Raw genomic sequence first — 15735 nt, forward strand, 5'->3', positions numbered from 1 at the left:
ACCCTCTATATCATTCATATTATTGAAACAGGAGTCCACAATGCTTACGATTCGCCGCGCTGCCGAACGGGGTCACGCCAACCATGGGTGGCTCGATTCGTTTCACACCTTTTCCTTCGCCAACTACTACGACCCGGCTCACATGGGCTTCGGCGCGCTGCGCGTGATCAACGACGACCGCATCGCCGCCGGCCGCGGCTTCGGCACGCATGGCCACCGGGACATGGAAATCATCACCTACGTGCTGGACGGCGCCATCGCGCACAAGGACAGCATGGGCAGCGGTTCGACCATCCAGCCCGGCAACGTGCAACGGATGAGCGCCGGCCGCGGGGTGATGCACTCCGAGTTCAATCCGCTGCCGGATACTGAAACGCACATGCTGCAGATCTGGATCGAACCCGACGTGACGGGTATTGCTCCGGAATACGAAGAGCGCAGCTTCAGTGATGCGCAAAAGCGTGGCCGGCTGCAAGCCCTGGTGTCGCCGGATGGCGAAGACGGCTCGATGAAGATCCATCAGGACGCGCGCTTGTATGGCGGCCTGTTCGATGGCGTCGAGTCCGCCACCCTGGCACTGGCCGCCGGCCGCCGCGCCTGGGTGCATGTGGCGCGGGGCAGCGTGACGGTCAACGGCGCCGAGCTTTCGGCCGGTGACGCGGTCGCCATCACGGACGACACCCGCGTCGAGCTGTCGGGCGGCAAGAACGCCGAAGTGCTGGTGTTCGACCTGGCGTAATGCCTGAGGCCGGGCGGAGAGTTTTCCGCCCGGCCTTGTTTTTGAACGGGCCATTGGGCCTTAACATGGCCATTGGCCTATAGAAGCGGAGCGCTACACCATGTCTACGTTGTCCGATGCAGGCGAAAACCAGATTGAAACCGTCGTGGTGCCGCGCACCAGCGACCTGGGCGGTTTTTCCGTCCGCCGCGCAATCCCGTCGGCACAGCGCCGGACCGTCGGGCCATTCGTGTTCCTTGACCATATGGGTCCGGTCGAATTCGATGCCGGCACAGGCATCGACGTCCGCCCGCACCCGCACATCGGCCTGTCCACGGTCACCTACTTGTATGAAGGGTCGATGGTGCACCGCGACGGCGCGGGCAATACCCAGACGATCCTGCCTGGCGAAGTGAACTGGATGACCGCCGGCCGCGGCATCGTCCATTCGGAACGTTCTTCACCGGAAAGCCGCAAGGCGCCGCAGCGGCTCTGTGGCCTGCAGATCTGGGTGGGCCTGCCCAAGCAGCACGAAGAAACGGACCCGGGCTTTACGCACTATGGCTTGGACGCGCAGCCGGTGGTCGAAGGCGAAGGCGTGCGCGCCCAGATCGTGGCGGGCTCGCTGTTCGGCAAGACCTCGTCGGTCAAGACGCTGTCGCCGCTGTTCTATGGCGACTTGCAACTGAAGGCGGGCGCCACGACGGTGCTGCCGGCCGAGTACGAAGAGCGCGCCGCCTATCTGGCCGAAGGCTCGGTCGAAGTGGATGGGCAAGTGTTCGAAAGCGGCCGGCTGGTGGTGTTTGCCCCGGGGCGGCCGGTGCAGATCCGCGCCGTCACCGCCGCACGGTTCGCGGTGCTGGGCGGCGAACCCTTGGACGGTCCGCGCTTTGTCTGGTGGAACTTCGTCTCCAGCAGCAAGGACCGCATCGAACAGGCCAAGCAAGACTGGCAGCGCACGCGCTTCGACCAGATCGTGCCCGGCGACGAGACCGAGTACATTCCGCTGCCGGAACCGCGCGCCTGATTGAAGCCGTGTTTTCCCCTGCCGCGCAACGCCAGCGCGGCAGTATGATGCGCCTCCAAACCTTGATAACAACAGGATGGAGACTCATGCATCGCTACACCCTCAACCTTGCGCGCGGCCTGGCCGCGTTGGCGCTGGTCAACGGCGCGTCCGCGGCGTTCGCTGCCGGCTATCCGGCCAAACCCATCACCTTCATCGTTCCCTACACGGCGGGCGGCACCACCGATCTGGTGGCCCGCAGCGCCGGGCAGAAGGTGGCCGAAAAGCTCGGCCAGCCCGTCATTGTCGAAAACCGGCCGGGCGCGGGCGGCAACATCGGGATGGATGCCGTGGCCAAGGCTGCCCCGGACGGTTACACGATCGGTTTCGGCGCCATCTCCACGAACGCGCTGAACCCGTTCGTCTACCCGTCGATGCCGTTCGATCCCACCAAGGATTTCACCGGCGTCAGCATGCTGGGCGCATCCACCGTGGTGCTTGAAGTCGGCCCTGCATTGAAGGTGGATAGCGTCAAGGATCTGGTGGCGTACGCCAAGCAACACCCGGGCACCGCGTTCGGCACGCCCGGCACCGGGACGTCCATGCATCTGGCCGGCGTGATGTTCGACCAACTGACGGGCGCCGGCATGCAGCACATTCCGTACAAGGGCAGCGCGCAAGGGCTGAACGATTTGCTGGGCGGACACCTGCCTGTGATGTTCGACAACCTGCCGGCCTCGCTGCCGCACATCAAGGCGGGCAAGGTGCATGCGCTGGCCGTCACGGGCAGCAAGCGGGCGCCGGCATTGCCGGATGTGCCCACGCTGGCCGAACTGGGTTATGCGGGCGCAGTGGTGGACCCGTGGTTCGCAGTGTACGGCCCGGCCAAGATGTCGCCGGAAGTCACCCAGGCGCTGAGCGAGGCGTTCCAGTGGGCGCTGGCCTTGCCGGAAGTGAAGGACAAGCTGGAACAAGCCGGTTTCATGCCGTATGGATCGACGCCGCAAGAGGTCGAGCGCCTGACCCAAAGCCAGCACGAAGCCTTCAAGGCGCTGTCGCAAAAGGTCAAGCTGTCGGCGGATTGATGGCCGGCTGATGCCCCCGGCGGCCAAGGCCGCACGAGGGGCTCGGGTAAATCAGCGCCCGCGGGCGAATGCCTGCTCGCGCTGCGCCTCCAGCGCTTCGCGACGGATGAAGTCCCGCACGAAATCGTTGCGCGGATGATGATGCAGGTTATAGGGCGTATCCCACTGCGCGATGGATCCTTTGCTCATCACGCCGATGCGGTCGGCGATGGCGAAGGCTTCGGCCTGGTTGTGCGTGACCAGGATGGCCGTGTGGCCGGTGGTCTTGAGGATGTCGCGCACCTCGAACGCCAGGCGTTCGCGTGTGTCCACATCCAGGTTCGAGAACGGTTCGTCCAGCAACAGCAGATCGGGGGAGGGCGCAAGCGCCCGGGCCAGCGCCACGCGCTGTTGCTGCCCGCCCGAGATTTCGTGCGGGTAGCTGTTGGCGGCATGCGCCAAACCCACCAGTTCCAGCATTTCTTCAACGCGGCGCGCACGGTCTGCGCGCGCGAGCTTGCGCAGGCCGAACGCCACATTCAAGGCCACGGTCAGGTGCGGGAACAGGGCGTAGTCCTGAAACATCATGCCGACGCGGCGCAGTTCCGGCGCGACCTGTTCGGTGGCTGAGGAGATGACGGTGCCGTCCAGCAGGATGCGCCCCGCCCGCACCGGTTCGAAGCCGGCGATGGCGCGCAGCACTGTGGTCTTGCCGCAGCCGGACTCGCCCAACAGGCAGCCGATGTGTCCGGACGGCAGGCCCAGGGTCAAGTCTTGCACCACGGGCTTCAAGCCCCCGGGCGTGTCGTAAGCGAGCGAAAGGTGATCGATTTCTAACAGATCGGGCACGATGATCAATGTCCCATTTTCAGATTGGTGCGCGCCAGCAGGATGACGGGCAAAAGGCCGGCCAGCACGATCGCCAGCGCCGCGACGGCGCCTTCCTCGTACGTGCCGCGCGCGGCTTCGGCGTAAAGCCAGGTGGCGAGCGTGTCGAAATTCATCGGCCGCAGCAGCAAGGTCGCCGGCAATTCCTTCATGGCGTCCACGAAGACCAGCAGGGCGCTTGCGGCCAGCGCGGGGCGCAGCAGCGGCAGATGGACGCGACGCAGGGTGCCTGCCGAGCTTTCGCCCAGCAGCCGCGACGCCTGTTCCAGCGAAGGCGGGATGCGGGCAAGGCCGGCTTCCAGCGCGCCCGTGGAAATCGCCAGGAAGCGGATCACGTAGGCGATGACCAGCGCACCCATGGAGCCCATCAGGAACAGGCCCGGACCGCCGAAAACCGAGGCCACGGCATGGTCGATCCAGACGAAAGGCGTCAACAGGCCGATGGCCAGCACCGTGCCCGGCACCGCGTAGCCCAGGCTGGCGATCCGCGCGCAGGCCCGGCCCGGATTGAAGCTGGCGCTTTCGCGCATGGTGCGTCCGGCCCAGGCCACGATCAGCCCGCACAGCAGGGTAACGATCGTGGCGCTGAAGGCGACGATCAGCGTGTTGCCCAGGCCGTTGATCAACTGGTTCGATACGCCGCCCACCAAGTGCAGGCGCTTGTAGGTTTCATGGATAAGATAGGCGGCCGGCGCGATGAACCCCAGCATGACGGGGATCCAGCCCAGCAGGGCGGCCACGCCGGCGGCCAGGCCGCGCAGGCGGCGCGGCTGCATGGGGCGCATGCGCTGGGTATTGGCGTAGCGCTGGCGCTTGCGGCCGTGGCGCTCCAGCATGATCAGCCCGATCACGATGGCCAGCATCGTCAGCGCGATCTGCGCGGCCCCGGCCAGGTCCGAGCGCGTGACCCAGGTGGTATAGACCGACACCGTCAGCGTCTGCACGCCCAGGAACTCGGACGCGCCGATATCGTTCAGCGTTTCCAGCAGCGCCAGGCTGACACCCACGACGATGGCGGGCCGTGCCAGGGGCAGCGCCACCCGGAAGAACACCGCAACGCGCCCGGCGCCCAGCGTGCGCGCCGCTTCCAGCAGGCTGGCCGCCTGGGTCATGAACATGACGCGCGTGCTCAGATAGACATACGGGTACAGCACGAAGCCCAGCACGAAGATCGCGCCGTAGATGGAGCGCAGGTCGGGCAGGCGGAACTGCCGCGGGCTGTCATAGCCCAGCAGGGCGCGGATCGCCGTCTGGACCGGCCCGATGGGGTGCAGCAAGTCCAGGTAAGAGAACGCGATGATGTAGGTCGGTACCGCCAGCGGCAGCAGCAGCGCCCATGTCAGGATGCGGCGCGTGGGAAAGTCGTAGGCGGTTACGAGCCAGGCGGCGCCGGTGCCCAAGAGCGTCACCATCACGCCCACCCCGGCCAGCAGCATGGCCGTGTTGGCGAGAGCCTGCGGCAGCACGTAACTTGCCAGGTGCTGCCAGTGAGAGAGTTCGCCGCCCAGCGCCCACCACAGCAGCGTCAGCACGGGCGCAAGCACGGCCAGGGCGATCAGGCCGGCGCCCGCAAGCCAGCCGGCGCCGCGTTCAGTCCAGCGCAAACGCAGCGGCCGGGGCAAGGATTCTGTGTGCATGCTTCAAAGTCGATTGCATCAAAGGCAAGGCCTGTTCCCTCCGCAAAGAAGGGAACAGGCCCAATACTGCCGCAGGATGATGCCACGCCAGGGCGTGGCGACCCGGGGCTTATCAGTTGTCGAAGCCGACCTTGTCCACCAGTTCGCTGGCTTGCTTGCGGTGCTTGGCGATTTCGGTCAAGGGCAGCGGATCCACCTTCAGTTCGCCAAAGCTGGCGATCACGGGGTCCAGCTTCACGCCCTTGCGGACGGGGTATTCATAGTTGGCCTGGGCATACAGGGCCTGGGCGGGTTCGGACACCAGGAAGTCCAGCAGCTTGATGGCGTTGGCCTTGTTCGGCGCGTGGGCGGCAACGGCGGCGCCGCTGACGTTCACGTGCGTGCCGCCGCTTTTCTCGTTGGCGAACGTCGGGCGGATGACCTTGATGGCGTCGCCCCACTTGCGGCCGTCGGTGCCGGGTTCGGAATTCTTCATGTGGCCGACGTAGTACGCATTGGCCAGGCCGATGTCGCAGATGCCGCCCAGGATGTCGCGCGCCACGTCGCGGTCGCCGCCCGCAGCCTTGCGGGCCAGGTTGGCCTTGACGCCGCGCAGCCACTTCTCGGTCGCTTCCGCGCCGTCATGCGCAATCATCGAGGCGACCATGGCGGTGTTGTAAGGGTGCTGGCCCGAACGGATGCAGACCTTGCCTTTCCACTTGGGGTCGGCCAGGTCTTCGTAGCGGAAGGACTCCAGCTTCAAGTCCTTTTCCACGTACAGCACGCGGTCGCGCAGCGACAGGGCGTACCACTTGCCGTCGGCGCCGCGCAGGTTGGCGGGGATCACCGATTCCAGGGTCTCGGACTTGACCGATTGGGTCACGCCGCCGTCCACCAGGTCCAGCAGGTTGCCGATGTCCACGGTCATCAGCACGTCGGCAGGCGACTTGGTGCCTTCGGCTTTCACGCGTTCCAGCAGGCCGTCCTTGACGAAAACGGTATTGACCTTGATGCCGCTTTCCTTGGTGAAGGCATCCAGCAACGGCTGGATCAGCTTGGGTTCCCGGGTGGTGTACAGGCTGACTTCTTCTGCGGCATTGGCCGAGACGGTGAAGGCGGCGGCGCCGGCCAGCGCCAGGGCGCGAAGCAGCGAATTCAATTGGGGACGCTTGGTCATGTCGGGAACTCCGGCTAGGGCAGCAACGGGCAAAGCCGCGTAAGGGGGCTTTCCGTTGCTTAAAACGGTCTGCTAACGAAAACGATTATCAACTGAGAACCGGACAATAACAGGAAGCGAAACAGCATTCAACTCTTCGTAAGGCATGGGTTCCAACCCTTGATCCCCATCAATACGGCATAAGGGTATTACGGAATAATGAGAGCAATTCCCATCAAGACCCTGTAGAATAGGGTCAACCCTAATATTCCCTACTACGACATGGCTGCTTTCAACACTGAGCGCGTACTAAGCGTGCACCACTGGAACGACACCCTGTTTTCCTTCACCACGACGCGTGATGCGGCCTTGCGGTTCCACAACGGCCACTTCGTCATGATCGGGCTGGAAGTTGAAGGCAAGCCGCTGCTGCGGGCATACAGCATCGCCAGCGCGAACTACGAAGAAAACCTCGAATTCCTCAGCATCAAGGTGCAGAACGGTCCGCTCACGTCGCGACTGCAGCATCTGAAAGAAGGCGACACCATCCTGGTCAGCCGCAAGCCCGTGGGCACGCTCGTCGTCGACGACCTGAAGCCGGGCAAGCACCTGTTCCTGTTCGGCACCGGCACGGGCCTGGCGCCGTTCATGAGCATCATCAAAGATCCGGACATCTACGAACGCTTCGACAAGGTCATCCTGGTCCATGGCGTGCGCTGGGTCAGCGAGCTGGCCTATGCCGACTTCATCGAAAAGGAACTGCCGAACAACGAGTTCTTCGGCGACGTCGTCCGCGACAAGCTCGTGTACTACCCGACCGTCACGCGCGAACCGTTCCGCAATCAGGGCCGCATCACGGAACTGATGGAAAACGGCAAGCTGTGTGAAGACATCGGCATCCCGCAGATCAACCCCGAAACCGATCGCGCCATGATCTGCGGCAGCCCGCATATGTTGGCCGACATCAGCGCCATGCTGGACAAGCGCGGCTTCGTCGTTTCGGCGGGCGTGGGCCAGCCGGGCGATTACGTGGTTGAACGCGCGTTCGTCGACAAATAAGCCATCGCGCCTGTGTCGATAAAAAAAAACCATCGCCCAGGCGATGGTTTTTTGCATTCCATGGCAGGCCAGCTTATTCCGGCTGGATTCCCGCCTTCTTGATGATGTCGCCCCACTTTTTGGATTCGGCCTGCTGAAACGCGGCCAACTCGTCGGGCGTGGAAGTGGCCGGGTCGGTGCCGGTCTGCGCATAGAACTGTTGGGCGGGCTTGGTCTTGGTGGCGTTCACCAGCAGCTCGTTCAAGCGCTTCACCACGTCGGGCGGCGTGCCGGCTGGCGCATAGGCCGCGAACCAATAGCCCATCTCGTAGTTCGGTACGCCGGCTTCGGCGATCGTCGGCACGTCTGGCGCCAATGGCGACCGGGCCAGCCCCGTCACCCCCAATGCGCGCAGTTTGCCGGACTTGACCTGGGGCAGGCCCGTCGCGGTGTCGGTGATCATCATGTCGATCTGACCGCCCAGCAGGTCGGTCACGGCCAGCGGATTGCTCTTGTAGGGCACGTGCAGCAGTTGCACGCCTGCCATCTGCTGTAGCAATTCGCCCGCGATGCGGCTGCTGGAGCTGCCGCTGCCAAAACTCAGCTTGCCCGGCGATTGCTTGGCCTGGGCCAGGAAGTCGCCCACGGTCTTGGCGGACGAGTTGGGGTTGACCACCATGATCTGGCCGCCTTTGCCCAACAGCGAGATCGGTGCGAAGTCCTTCACGGGCTGGTACGTCAGCGACTTGTACAGGTGTTCATTGGCGGCGTGCGTGGTGTTGGTGGTGATCAGGACCGTATAGCCGTCCGGCGCGGCGCGCGCGCCGGCGGCGGCGCCGATCATGGCGCTGGCGCCGGGCTTGTTCTCGATGACGACGGCCTGGCCGGTCTGTTCCGTGACGCCCTGGCCGATGGCGCGGCCGATCTGGTCCGTGGCGCTGCCGGCCGCGAACGGCACGATGAAGGTGATGGGTTTGGCCGGAAAGCTCTGGGCCAGCGCGGTCAGGGGAAGGGCAGCCGCCAGCAGCAGGGCCAGCCGGCCCTTGGATGAAATGCGCATGTGTGTCTCCTGTGGTGTTTTTTTATAGGGGGTAATGGCAGTGATCAGGCGGCCGCGGGACGGTCGCCGGGTATGTCTGGCAGGCGGCCGGCCAGGTCGGCGCTGACCTCCACCGTCAAGTCCAGCAATCGGAAAGACAGGCTCTTGCCGTGCGTGTCCAGGTTCAGCGCGTCGTTCACGCCGCCGTCCAGCACGCCTTCCAGCACGAAATTCATGGCATGCAGGGTGGGCAGCAGGTAGCGGGTGACGCGGGCAGGGTGCCGGTAGGCAAACCAGGCGGCAACGCGCGCCTCGGTGACTTGCGCCGCCAGCACCGCGTAGCACTCCGGGTCCCACGCGATCAGGCTCAGGTTGGAGATGTCGCCTTTATCGCCGGATCGGCTGTGGCCCAGGCGGTATAACGGCACGGGCAGCGTGTCGGGGTTGCGGGTCATGGGGCGATGTCCTCCAGGAAGTTCCAGCCGCTGTGCACGGCTTCGCGGGCAATGGTGCAGGACACCATGTTCAGGCGCGGCCGCAACGCGGTGCGGACGCCGCCGCCGCCAGCGGGGCCGCAGGTGTACAGCGCGGTCACTTCGCGCAGGATGCGTTCAGCCTGCGCGCGGTCGGTATGTTCGCCCGCGATCCGCAGGCGCACGTCGCGCGCCAAACCGTCGGGCAGCGCGCGGCGCATTTCCCCGGCGTCGTCGCCCAGGATGCTGATCGCGCCGATCAGATCGGCGCGCAGCCTGAAGGCGGCGCCCAGCCGCTTCTGCACGATGTCCGCGGCAAGGCGGGCGCGGGCTTCAGCCTGCACGCCCGCGTACGAGATCTCGGCTTCGGCCAGCCAGCCGCCGCGATAGCACACGTTGACCTTCAGTTCGGGTGGGCGCGCGTGGCCGGTGATGCCATGCACGGCGACGCGGTTGCCGCCCAACTCGACCACACGGGCCTGGCTCAGGTCGGCCACGACGTCGGGCGTCAGATAGCGGGCGGGGTCATGGACTTCGTACAGCAATTGCTCTTTGACGGTGCGCGCGTCCACCGCGCCGCCGGTATCGGCTGCCTTGCCGATAACGAATTCGCCGTCGGCATGGATTTCGGCGATGGGAAAGCCCGCCGCGTGCACGTCGGGCACCTCTTTCAGGCCGGGCACGCAGAAATAGCCGCCCGTGACCTGCAATCCGCATTCCAGCATGTGGCCCGCCATGGTGGCTCGGCCCAGGCGGGGCCAGTCCGCGGCGTCCCAGCCAAAGTGCGCCATTGCCGGACCCAAGGTCAGCGAGGGATCCGCCACGCGGCCCGCAACCACAATCTGGGCGCCGGCGGCGAGCGCCTGCGCGATTTCCGTCGCGCCCAGATAGGCCGTCGCGCTGACCACTTCTTGTCCTTCCAGCGCCGCGCCCAGGCGTTCCTGCAACAAGGCGCGCTGATCCGGCGCATTCAAGGCGTCGCCGTGCACCACGGCGATCCGCGGCGCCGGCAGCCCCTGCTCGCGCGCGATCGCGGCAATGCGCCGGGCTGCGGCGGCCGGGTTGGCGGCGCCGAAATTGCTGACGATGTTGATGCCATGGCGCAGGCAATCCGCCAGCACCGGCGATACCAGTTCGTCCAGCAGGGGCTCGTAGCCGCGGCTGGGGTCTTCGTTGCGGGCCAGTTGGGCCAACGCCAGCGTGCGTTCGGCCAACGTTTCGAAAATCAGCGTGCCGCCGCCCTGGGCGGCCAGCGTACGCACCACGGCGGCGGCGCCGTCGCTGCGGTCGCCGGAGAACCCGGAGGCGCAGCCGATAAGCAGGGGAGAGTGAGACATAAAGGGTCCAGTCGGCCTTGGGGCGGTGCAGGTCACTATAGGCAGACGAGGTTCATCAGTAAAATAGAAAGATCGGATGAATTGATAGAAAAAACCCATGAATCTATCTGCCCGGCAACTGCGCGCCTTCGTGGCGCTGGCCGACGAGCGGCACTTCACGCGCGCCGCCCAGCGCTGCCACCTGACCCAGCCGGCTTTCAGCGCATTGGTCCGGTCTCTGGAAGAGGCCGCCGGCTTGCGGCTCTTCGACCGCAACACGCGGCACGTGGAATTGACGGCCGAGGGCAGGGTGCTGGACGCGTCGGCGCGCCGCCTGCTGGCCGACATGGATCTGGTGATGGAAGACCTGCGCGACCATGCCGCCCGCCGCCGCGGTCGCGTCGCGCTGGCCGCGCTGCCTTCGTTGGCCGCCGGCTGGCTGCCAGGTCTGCTGGCGCGCTTCAGCCAGGCGCATCCGGGCATCGTGCTGGACCTGCGCGATGCGCTGCTGGATCCCTGCCTGGACATGGTGCAAAGCGGCCAGGTCGACTTTGCCGTGGCGTCCCGCCGGCCGGACATGACGGACCTGGACAGCGAATTCCTGCACGCCGACCGCTATTTCCTGGTGTGCCGCGCTGACCATCCCCTGGCGGCGCAGAGCCGGGTCCGCCTGCGCGACATCGTGCGCCATCCCGTCATTCAACTTGCGCGCGGCAGCAGTGTGCGCAAACATCTGGACGAGGCGCTGGGCGCCGATGCGCCGCTGCCCGTGTTCGAAGTCGAACACCTGGCGACCGTGACCGGGCTGGTGCGGGCCGGCCTGGGCGTGTCGGTCGTGCCCGCCATGACGCTCTTTCATTTCCGCAGCGATGACCTGCGCGTGGTGCCGCTGGCCGGGCGCGTGCTGACGCGGCCGCTGTATCTGGTGCAGCGCAAAGGCCGCAGCCTCTCCGTCGCGGCCCAGGCGCTATACGAACTGCTGATCGCGCATCGGGGCGATATCGGCGGCGCGGGCCATCAGGCAGACTCATAGGACGCGAAAAGGGACATCCCTGCGTCATCCGGCCACTTTCGCAAAAGTCTATTGCTGTTTAAACTCCGATAGTTGTAGCTTCTATCCGTCACCTGAAGGATTCCGCCCATGAGCAAGCAAATCATCCATACCGACGCCGCGCCCGCCGCCGTTGGCCCTTACTCGCAAGCGGTTGCCGTTACCGGCACCAAGACTGTCTATCTCTCGGGCCAGATCGGCCTGGAGCCGGGCACCGGCGATCTGGTTTCCGAAAACTTCGACGCGCAAGTGCGCCAGGCTTTCGCCAACATGCAAGCCGTGATCACCGCCGCCGGCGGCACGCTGGACAACGTCGTCAAGCTCACCCTGTTCCTGACGGACCTGGGCAAGTTCACCGCCGCCAATTCCATCATGGCCGAAATCATTCCGCAGCCGTTCCCGGCGCGTTCGACCATCGGCGTGGCCAGCCTGCCCAAGGGTGCGCAGTTCGAAGTCGAAGCCATCCTCGTCCTGTAAGGCACACCCGGACTTTCGATCCCAGGGGTTCGTTCCTTCATGCCGGCCGCGGCAGTGGCTTCCAAGCGACCCGGCGCCGATAACAAAGGCGCCGGGAAACCGTTGACGGATACAGAGCGCAAGCTCCGTAACCTGGGTTTGGTGCTGCCCGAGGACTTCGTGCTGCACCTGCCGTTGCGTTACGAGGACGAAACCCGAGTCATCCCGATAAGTTCCCTGCGCCCTGGGTTTTCCGGCCAGGTCGAGGGCGAGATCACCAAATCCGAGGTGCTTTACCGGCCTCGGCGCCAACTCACCGCCACCCTGGCGGATGAAACCGGCGAACTTCAATTGCGTTGGCTGAACTTCTATCCCAGCCAACAAAAGCAGATCACCGTGGGCAAGCGTCTGCGCGCCCGCGGCGAAGTCCGTACCAATATGTTCGGCCGCCAGATGGTGCACCCCCGCATGACCAATGCGGATGCCCCATTGCCCACGGCGCTGACCCCTGTCTATCCGACCACAGAAGGCCTGCCGCAGCTGACGCTGCGTCGCGCCATCGCGCAAGCGCTGGACCGCGCTGATTTGTCCGATACCTTGCCGGACGAAGCGCGCCAGCGCTATGACCTGCCGCCCTTCGAACCCTCCATTCGCGCGTTGCATACGCCCGCTCAAGGCGAGTCCGAGCAGGCGTTGCTGGACCGCGTGCATCCCGCCTGGCGCCGGATCAAATTCGATGAGTTGCTGGCCCAGCAGTTGTCGCTGGCAGCCGCCCGCGCGGCGCGCCGCGTGAAAGAAGCCGAATCGCTGCCGGTGCGCAACGAGCCGGGGGGCCTGGTCGACAAGCTCTACGCCAAGCTGCCGTTCAAACTGACCGGCGCGCAGGAACGCGTGGTGCAGGAAATCTCGGCGGATCTGGCCAAGCCCTATCCCATGCACCGCTTGCTGCAAGGTGACGTGGGCAGCGGCAAGACCGTCGTCGCCGCCATCGCGGCGGCGCAAGCGATAGCCAGCGGCGCACAGGTGGCCTTGATGGCGCCCACTGAAATCCTGGCGGAGCAGCACTTCCAGAAGCTGGTGTCGTGGTTGCAGCCGCTAGGCGTGAATGTCGCCTGGCTAAGCGGCAGCCTCACCGCCAAAGCCCGCCGCGAGGCCGCCGCCGCCGCGGCCGACGGCAGCGTGCAACTGGTCGTCGGTACGCAGGCGCTGATCCAGGATCACGTGGAGTTCCATCGTCTGGGCCTCTCGATCGTTGACGAGCAGCATCGCTTCGGCGTCGGGCAGCGCCTGGCGCTGACGAAAAAGGGCGAGACCGTGCGCGGGCGCTTCGTGCCGCATCAGCTGAACATGAGCGCCACGCCCATCCCCCGGACGCTTGCCATGACGTTCTTCGCCGACCTGGACGTGTCCGTCATCGACGAACTGCCGCCCGGCCGCACTCCCGTGCTGACCAAGCTGGTTTCCGACGCGCGGCGCGAAGAAGTCATCGCGCATGTCGCGCAAGCCGCGCGTGGCGGCCAGCAGGCGTATTGGGTCTGTCCGCTGGTCGAGGAAAGCGAGGCGCTGGAACTGCAAACGGCCGTCGATACCTATGAAGGCATGCGCGTCGACCTGCCGGACCTGCGCATCGGGCTCGTGCACGGCCGATTGCCCCAGGCTGAAAAAGCGGCCGTCATGCAGGCCTTCCGCGAAGGCGACGTGGACCTGCTGGTGGCTACCACCGTCATCGAAGTCGGCGTCGACGTGCCCAACGCGTCGCTGATGGTCATCGAACACGCGGAACGCTTCGGCCTGGCCCAGCTGCATCAGCTGCGCGGGCGGGTAGGGCGGGGCACCGCCGAGTCCGTTTGCGTGCTGCTGTACCAAACGCCCTTGTCCCAGATCGCGCGCGAACGCCTGCGGGCCATGTTCGAGACGTCGGACGGCTTTGAAATCGCCCGGCGCGACCTGGAGCAACGCGGCCCGGGCGAATTCCTGGGCACGCGCCAGTCGGGCATGGCGCTGCTGCGCTTTGCCGACCTGGAAACCGATGCCGCCATCGCCGAAGACGCGCGCGATGCCGCGGTATGGCTGCGCGCCGAGCATCCCGATGCCGTCGAAGCGCATCTGGCGCGCTGGATGCGTGGCCGCGAAGACTTCCTGCGGACGTGACGCCATGCAGGCCATCATTAATCTGAATCTTTCAAGCGCCGGCCGCAAGGCCTGCGCGCAACCCCCGGGGGCGTAGTCCACCATGACTCTCACCGAACTCAAGTACATCGTCGCCGTCGCGCGCGAACGGCATTTCGGCCGGGCGGCCGAGGCCTGTTTCGTCAGCCAACCGACGCTGTCCGTCGCGATACGCAAGCTGGAAGACGAACTGGGCGTGACGCTGTTCGAACGCGGCGGCGCCGAGGTCGGCGTGACGCCGATCGGCCAGCGCATCGTCGCGCAGGCCCAGAAAGTGCTTGAAGAAAGCGCCAGCATCAAAGAGATCGCGCGGCAGGGGCACGACCCGCTGGCCGGCCCCTTGCGCGTCGGCGTCATCCACACCATCGGCCCGTACCTGCTGCCCAAACTGGTGCCCGTGCAGATCGGCCGCACGCCGCAGATGCCGCTCCTGCTGCAGGAAAACTTCACCGTACGTCTGGTGGAACTGCTGCGCCAGGGCGAGATCGATTGCGCCATCATGGCGCTGCCGCTGCCCGAAGCCGGCCTCGTCATGCAACCGCTCTACGATGAACCCTTCATCGTGGCGGTACCCAACGACCACGAACTGGCCCAGCGCAAGTCCATCGACGCCCAAGACTTGAAGCAGCAGACCATGCTGCTGTTGGGCAGCGGGCATTGTTTCCGCGACCAGGTGCTGGAAGTCTGTCCCGAACTGTCCCGATTCTCGGCGGCCAGCGACGGCATCCAGCGCACCTTCGAAGGTTCATCGCTGGAAACCATCCGCCATATGGTCGCGGCCGGCATCGGCGTCACCGTGCTGCCGATTACGGCCGTGCCCGAGCACCCGCCAAGCAACAGCCTGCTGACCTACCTGCCGTTCGACGGCCACGTGCCGGAGCGCCGCGTCGTGCTGGCCTGGCGCCGCAGCTTTCCCCGCCTGGCCGCCATCGAGGCCTTGGCGCAGGCCGTCTATGAGTGCGAGCTGCCTGGCGTGAAGATGCTGACCGACGAGGCGGCCGCGATCCAGGACTGATGTTTCAAGGGCTGGATTGGCACGACGTAAAGGCCTTTTGAGCCGCGTCAAACAGTCGTCGCGCAACCCCTTGCTTGATGCTTGTCTCGCGTCAATCCGTAGTGTTTGCAGTGGTATCCTTAATTCGTACTTATCCTATAGGAGCTAGCAATGGCCAAGTCCACCAAGAAGACCCCGAGCGTTCCGCGCATCAACATCGGCATTTCGGACAAGGACCGCGCCGCCGTCGCCGGTGAATTGTCCAAGCTGCTGGCCGACTCGTACACGCTGTACCTGATGACGCACAACTTCCACTGGAACGTCACGGGGCCCATGTTCAATACGCTGCACCTGATGTTCATGACGCAGTACACGGAAGAGTGGAACGCGCTGGACAGCATCGCCGAACGCATCCGCGCCCTGGGTCACTACGCGCCGGGCACCTACCGCGAATACTCCAAGCTGTCGTCCATTGCCGAGCCCGAGTCGGTGCCGGAAGCGCTGGAAATGGTCCGACTTTTGGTCAGCGCCAACGAATCCGTCGCCAAGACCGCCCGCTCGGCGTTTGAGAAGGCGGATGCCGCCAATGACCAGCCCACCGCCGACCTGCTGACGCAGCGCCTGGACGTGCACGAAAAGAACGCTTGGATGCTGCGCAGCCTGCTGCAGTAACAACACATCTAGCCAGCGCGGTCCTGGCGTTGGCTTACAATGCCCGGTCGTCCCCATCGGGGGGACGCGATCGGATCAT

The 15735-nt window shown here is 65.4% G+C and carries 15 protein-coding genes; 9 read left to right on the forward strand and 6 right to left on the reverse strand.

The genetic code is table 11. The annotated features are described in order from the left end of the window. Positions 1-40 precede the first annotated feature (40 nt). The 3 genes from ACO6D5_RS12050 to ACO6D5_RS12060 all read left to right on the forward strand — a co-directional run bounded on the left by ACO6D5_RS12050 (position 41) and on the right by ACO6D5_RS12060 (position 2809). Positions 41-739 carry a pirin family protein gene (locus tag ACO6D5_RS12050; RefSeq protein WP_485825510.1) on the forward strand — a complete coding sequence of 233 codons (699 nt, stop codon included), beginning with the start codon at positions 41-43 and terminating at the stop codon, positions 737-739. A gap of 100 nt (positions 740-839) precedes the next feature. Next, positions 840-1745, forward strand: coding sequence for a pirin family protein (locus tag ACO6D5_RS12055; RefSeq protein WP_315845862.1), 906 nt, complete (start codon positions 840-842; stop codon positions 1743-1745). A gap of 86 nt (positions 1746-1831) precedes the next feature. Then, on the forward strand, positions 1832-2809 hold the full coding sequence (locus tag ACO6D5_RS12060) for a Bug family tripartite tricarboxylate transporter substrate binding protein (protein ID WP_485825511.1): 978 nt from the start codon (positions 1832-1834) through the stop codon (positions 2807-2809). Positions 2810-2860: 51 nt separating this feature from the next. Here the strand turns inward: ACO6D5_RS12060 and ACO6D5_RS12065 are convergent, their stop codons facing one another. The 3 genes from ACO6D5_RS12065 to ACO6D5_RS12075 form a co-directional block, all read right to left on the reverse strand. Further along, complete coding sequence (locus ACO6D5_RS12065; protein WP_485825512.1) at positions 2861-3637, reverse strand: ABC transporter ATP-binding protein; 777 nt, start codon at positions 3635-3637, stop codon at positions 2861-2863. Positions 3638-3642: 5 nt separating this feature from the next. Further along, positions 3643-5313 carry an ABC transporter permease subunit gene (locus tag ACO6D5_RS12070; RefSeq protein WP_315845865.1) on the reverse strand — a complete coding sequence of 557 codons (1671 nt, stop codon included), beginning with the start codon at positions 5311-5313 and terminating at the stop codon, positions 3643-3645. Between the two features lie 112 nt (positions 5314-5425). Next, complete coding sequence (locus ACO6D5_RS12075; RefSeq protein ID WP_485825513.1) at positions 5426-6469, reverse strand: Fe(3+) ABC transporter substrate-binding protein; 1044 nt, start codon at positions 6467-6469, stop codon at positions 5426-5428. A 261-nt stretch (positions 6470-6730) separates the two neighbouring features. Here ACO6D5_RS12075 and ACO6D5_RS12080 point away from each other — a divergent pair, with 261 nt between their 5' ends. Then, a complete protein-coding gene (locus ACO6D5_RS12080) occupies positions 6731-7507 on the forward strand; it encodes a ferredoxin--NADP reductase (RefSeq protein WP_183013249.1) in 777 nt (258 codons plus the stop codon). Positions 7508-7580: 73 nt separating this feature from the next. Here the strand turns inward: ACO6D5_RS12080 and ACO6D5_RS12085 are convergent, their stop codons facing one another. From ACO6D5_RS12085 to ACO6D5_RS12095, 3 genes are read right to left on the reverse strand one after another with little or no spacing between them, the layout of a single operon-like run. Next, positions 7581-8546 (reverse strand): tripartite tricarboxylate transporter substrate-binding protein, encoded by a 966-nt coding sequence (locus ACO6D5_RS12085; RefSeq protein ID WP_315846976.1) that lies wholly within the window; start codon positions 8544-8546, stop codon positions 7581-7583. A gap of 44 nt (positions 8547-8590) precedes the next feature. Next, positions 8591-8980: an AtuA-related protein gene (locus tag ACO6D5_RS12090; protein ID WP_485825514.1), complete on the reverse strand. Its 390-nt coding sequence runs from the start codon at positions 8978-8980 to the stop codon at positions 8591-8593. After that, complete coding sequence (locus ACO6D5_RS12095) at positions 8977-10335, reverse strand: acyclic terpene utilization AtuA family protein (protein WP_485825515.1); 1359 nt, start codon at positions 10333-10335, stop codon at positions 8977-8979. Before ACO6D5_RS12095 ends, ACO6D5_RS12090 begins: the two co-directional genes overlap by 4 nt. 97 nt (positions 10336-10432) lie before the next feature. On the opposite strand from ACO6D5_RS12095, the gene ACO6D5_RS12100 reads away from it, so the two are divergent. The 5 genes from ACO6D5_RS12100 to ACO6D5_RS12120 all read left to right on the forward strand — a co-directional run bounded on the left by ACO6D5_RS12100 (position 10433) and on the right by ACO6D5_RS12120 (position 15656). Beyond that, on the forward strand, positions 10433-11347 hold the full coding sequence (locus tag ACO6D5_RS12100; RefSeq protein ID WP_485825516.1) for a LysR family transcriptional regulator: 915 nt from the start codon (positions 10433-10435) through the stop codon (positions 11345-11347). A 108-nt stretch (positions 11348-11455) separates the two neighbouring features. Then, positions 11456-11842 carry a Rid family detoxifying hydrolase gene (locus ACO6D5_RS12105; RefSeq protein WP_315846980.1) on the forward strand — a complete coding sequence of 129 codons (387 nt, stop codon included), beginning with the start codon at positions 11456-11458 and terminating at the stop codon, positions 11840-11842. Positions 11843-11881: 39 nt separating this feature from the next. After that, positions 11882-13972 (forward strand): ATP-dependent DNA helicase RecG, encoded by a 2091-nt coding sequence (gene recG / locus ACO6D5_RS12110; RefSeq protein ID WP_485825517.1) that lies wholly within the window; start codon positions 11882-11884, stop codon positions 13970-13972. Between the two features lie 82 nt (positions 13973-14054). Then, on the forward strand, positions 14055-15005 hold the full coding sequence (locus tag ACO6D5_RS12115) for a LysR substrate-binding domain-containing protein (protein ID WP_315846982.1): 951 nt from the start codon (positions 14055-14057) through the stop codon (positions 15003-15005). 150 nt (positions 15006-15155) lie between these two features. Beyond that, entirely contained in the window at positions 15156-15656 is a 501-nt protein-coding gene (locus tag ACO6D5_RS12120; protein ID WP_315132093.1) for a Dps family protein, read from the forward strand. The last annotated feature ends 79 nt before the right edge of the window (positions 15657-15735 follow it).

The sequence above is a fragment of the Achromobacter sp. genome (genome assembly GCF_057314935.1).

Excerpts from the sequence above, each read along its gene's own strand:
- ACO6D5_RS12050 (WP_485825510.1), top strand. The coding sequence starts at position 41 with ATGCTTACGATTCGCCGCGCTGCCGAACGGGGTCACGCCAACCATGGG.
- ACO6D5_RS12055 (WP_315845862.1), top strand. The coding sequence starts at position 840 with ATGTCTACGTTGTCCGATGCAGGCGAAAACCAGATTGAAACCGTCGTG.
- ACO6D5_RS12060 (WP_485825511.1), top strand. The coding sequence starts at position 1,832 with ATGCATCGCTACACCCTCAACCTTGCGCGCGGCCTGGCCGCGTTGGCG.
- ACO6D5_RS12070 (WP_315845865.1), bottom strand. The coding sequence starts at position 5,313 with ATGCACACAGAATCCTTGCCCCGGCCGCTGCGTTTGCGCTGGACTGAA.
- ACO6D5_RS12075 (WP_485825513.1), bottom strand. The coding sequence starts at position 6,469 with ATGACCAAGCGTCCCCAATTGAATTCGCTGCTTCGCGCCCTGGCGCTG.
- ACO6D5_RS12080 (WP_183013249.1), top strand. The coding sequence starts at position 6,731 with ATGGCTGCTTTCAACACTGAGCGCGTACTAAGCGTGCACCACTGGAAC.
- ACO6D5_RS12085 (WP_315846976.1), bottom strand. The coding sequence starts at position 8,546 with ATGCGCATTTCATCCAAGGGCCGGCTGGCCCTGCTGCTGGCGGCTGCC.
- ACO6D5_RS12090 (WP_485825514.1), bottom strand. The coding sequence starts at position 8,980 with ATGACCCGCAACCCCGACACGCTGCCCGTGCCGTTATACCGCCTGGGC.
- ACO6D5_RS12095 (WP_485825515.1), bottom strand. The coding sequence starts at position 10,335 with ATGTCTCACTCTCCCCTGCTTATCGGCTGCGCCTCCGGGTTCTCCGGC.
- ACO6D5_RS12100 (WP_485825516.1), top strand. The coding sequence starts at position 10,433 with ATGAATCTATCTGCCCGGCAACTGCGCGCCTTCGTGGCGCTGGCCGAC.
- ACO6D5_RS12105 (WP_315846980.1), top strand. The coding sequence starts at position 11,456 with ATGAGCAAGCAAATCATCCATACCGACGCCGCGCCCGCCGCCGTTGGC.
- recG (WP_485825517.1), top strand. The coding sequence starts at position 11,882 with ATGCCGGCCGCGGCAGTGGCTTCCAAGCGACCCGGCGCCGATAACAAA.
- ACO6D5_RS12115 (WP_315846982.1), top strand. The coding sequence starts at position 14,055 with ATGACTCTCACCGAACTCAAGTACATCGTCGCCGTCGCGCGCGAACGG.
- ACO6D5_RS12120 (WP_315132093.1), top strand. The coding sequence starts at position 15,156 with ATGGCCAAGTCCACCAAGAAGACCCCGAGCGTTCCGCGCATCAACATC.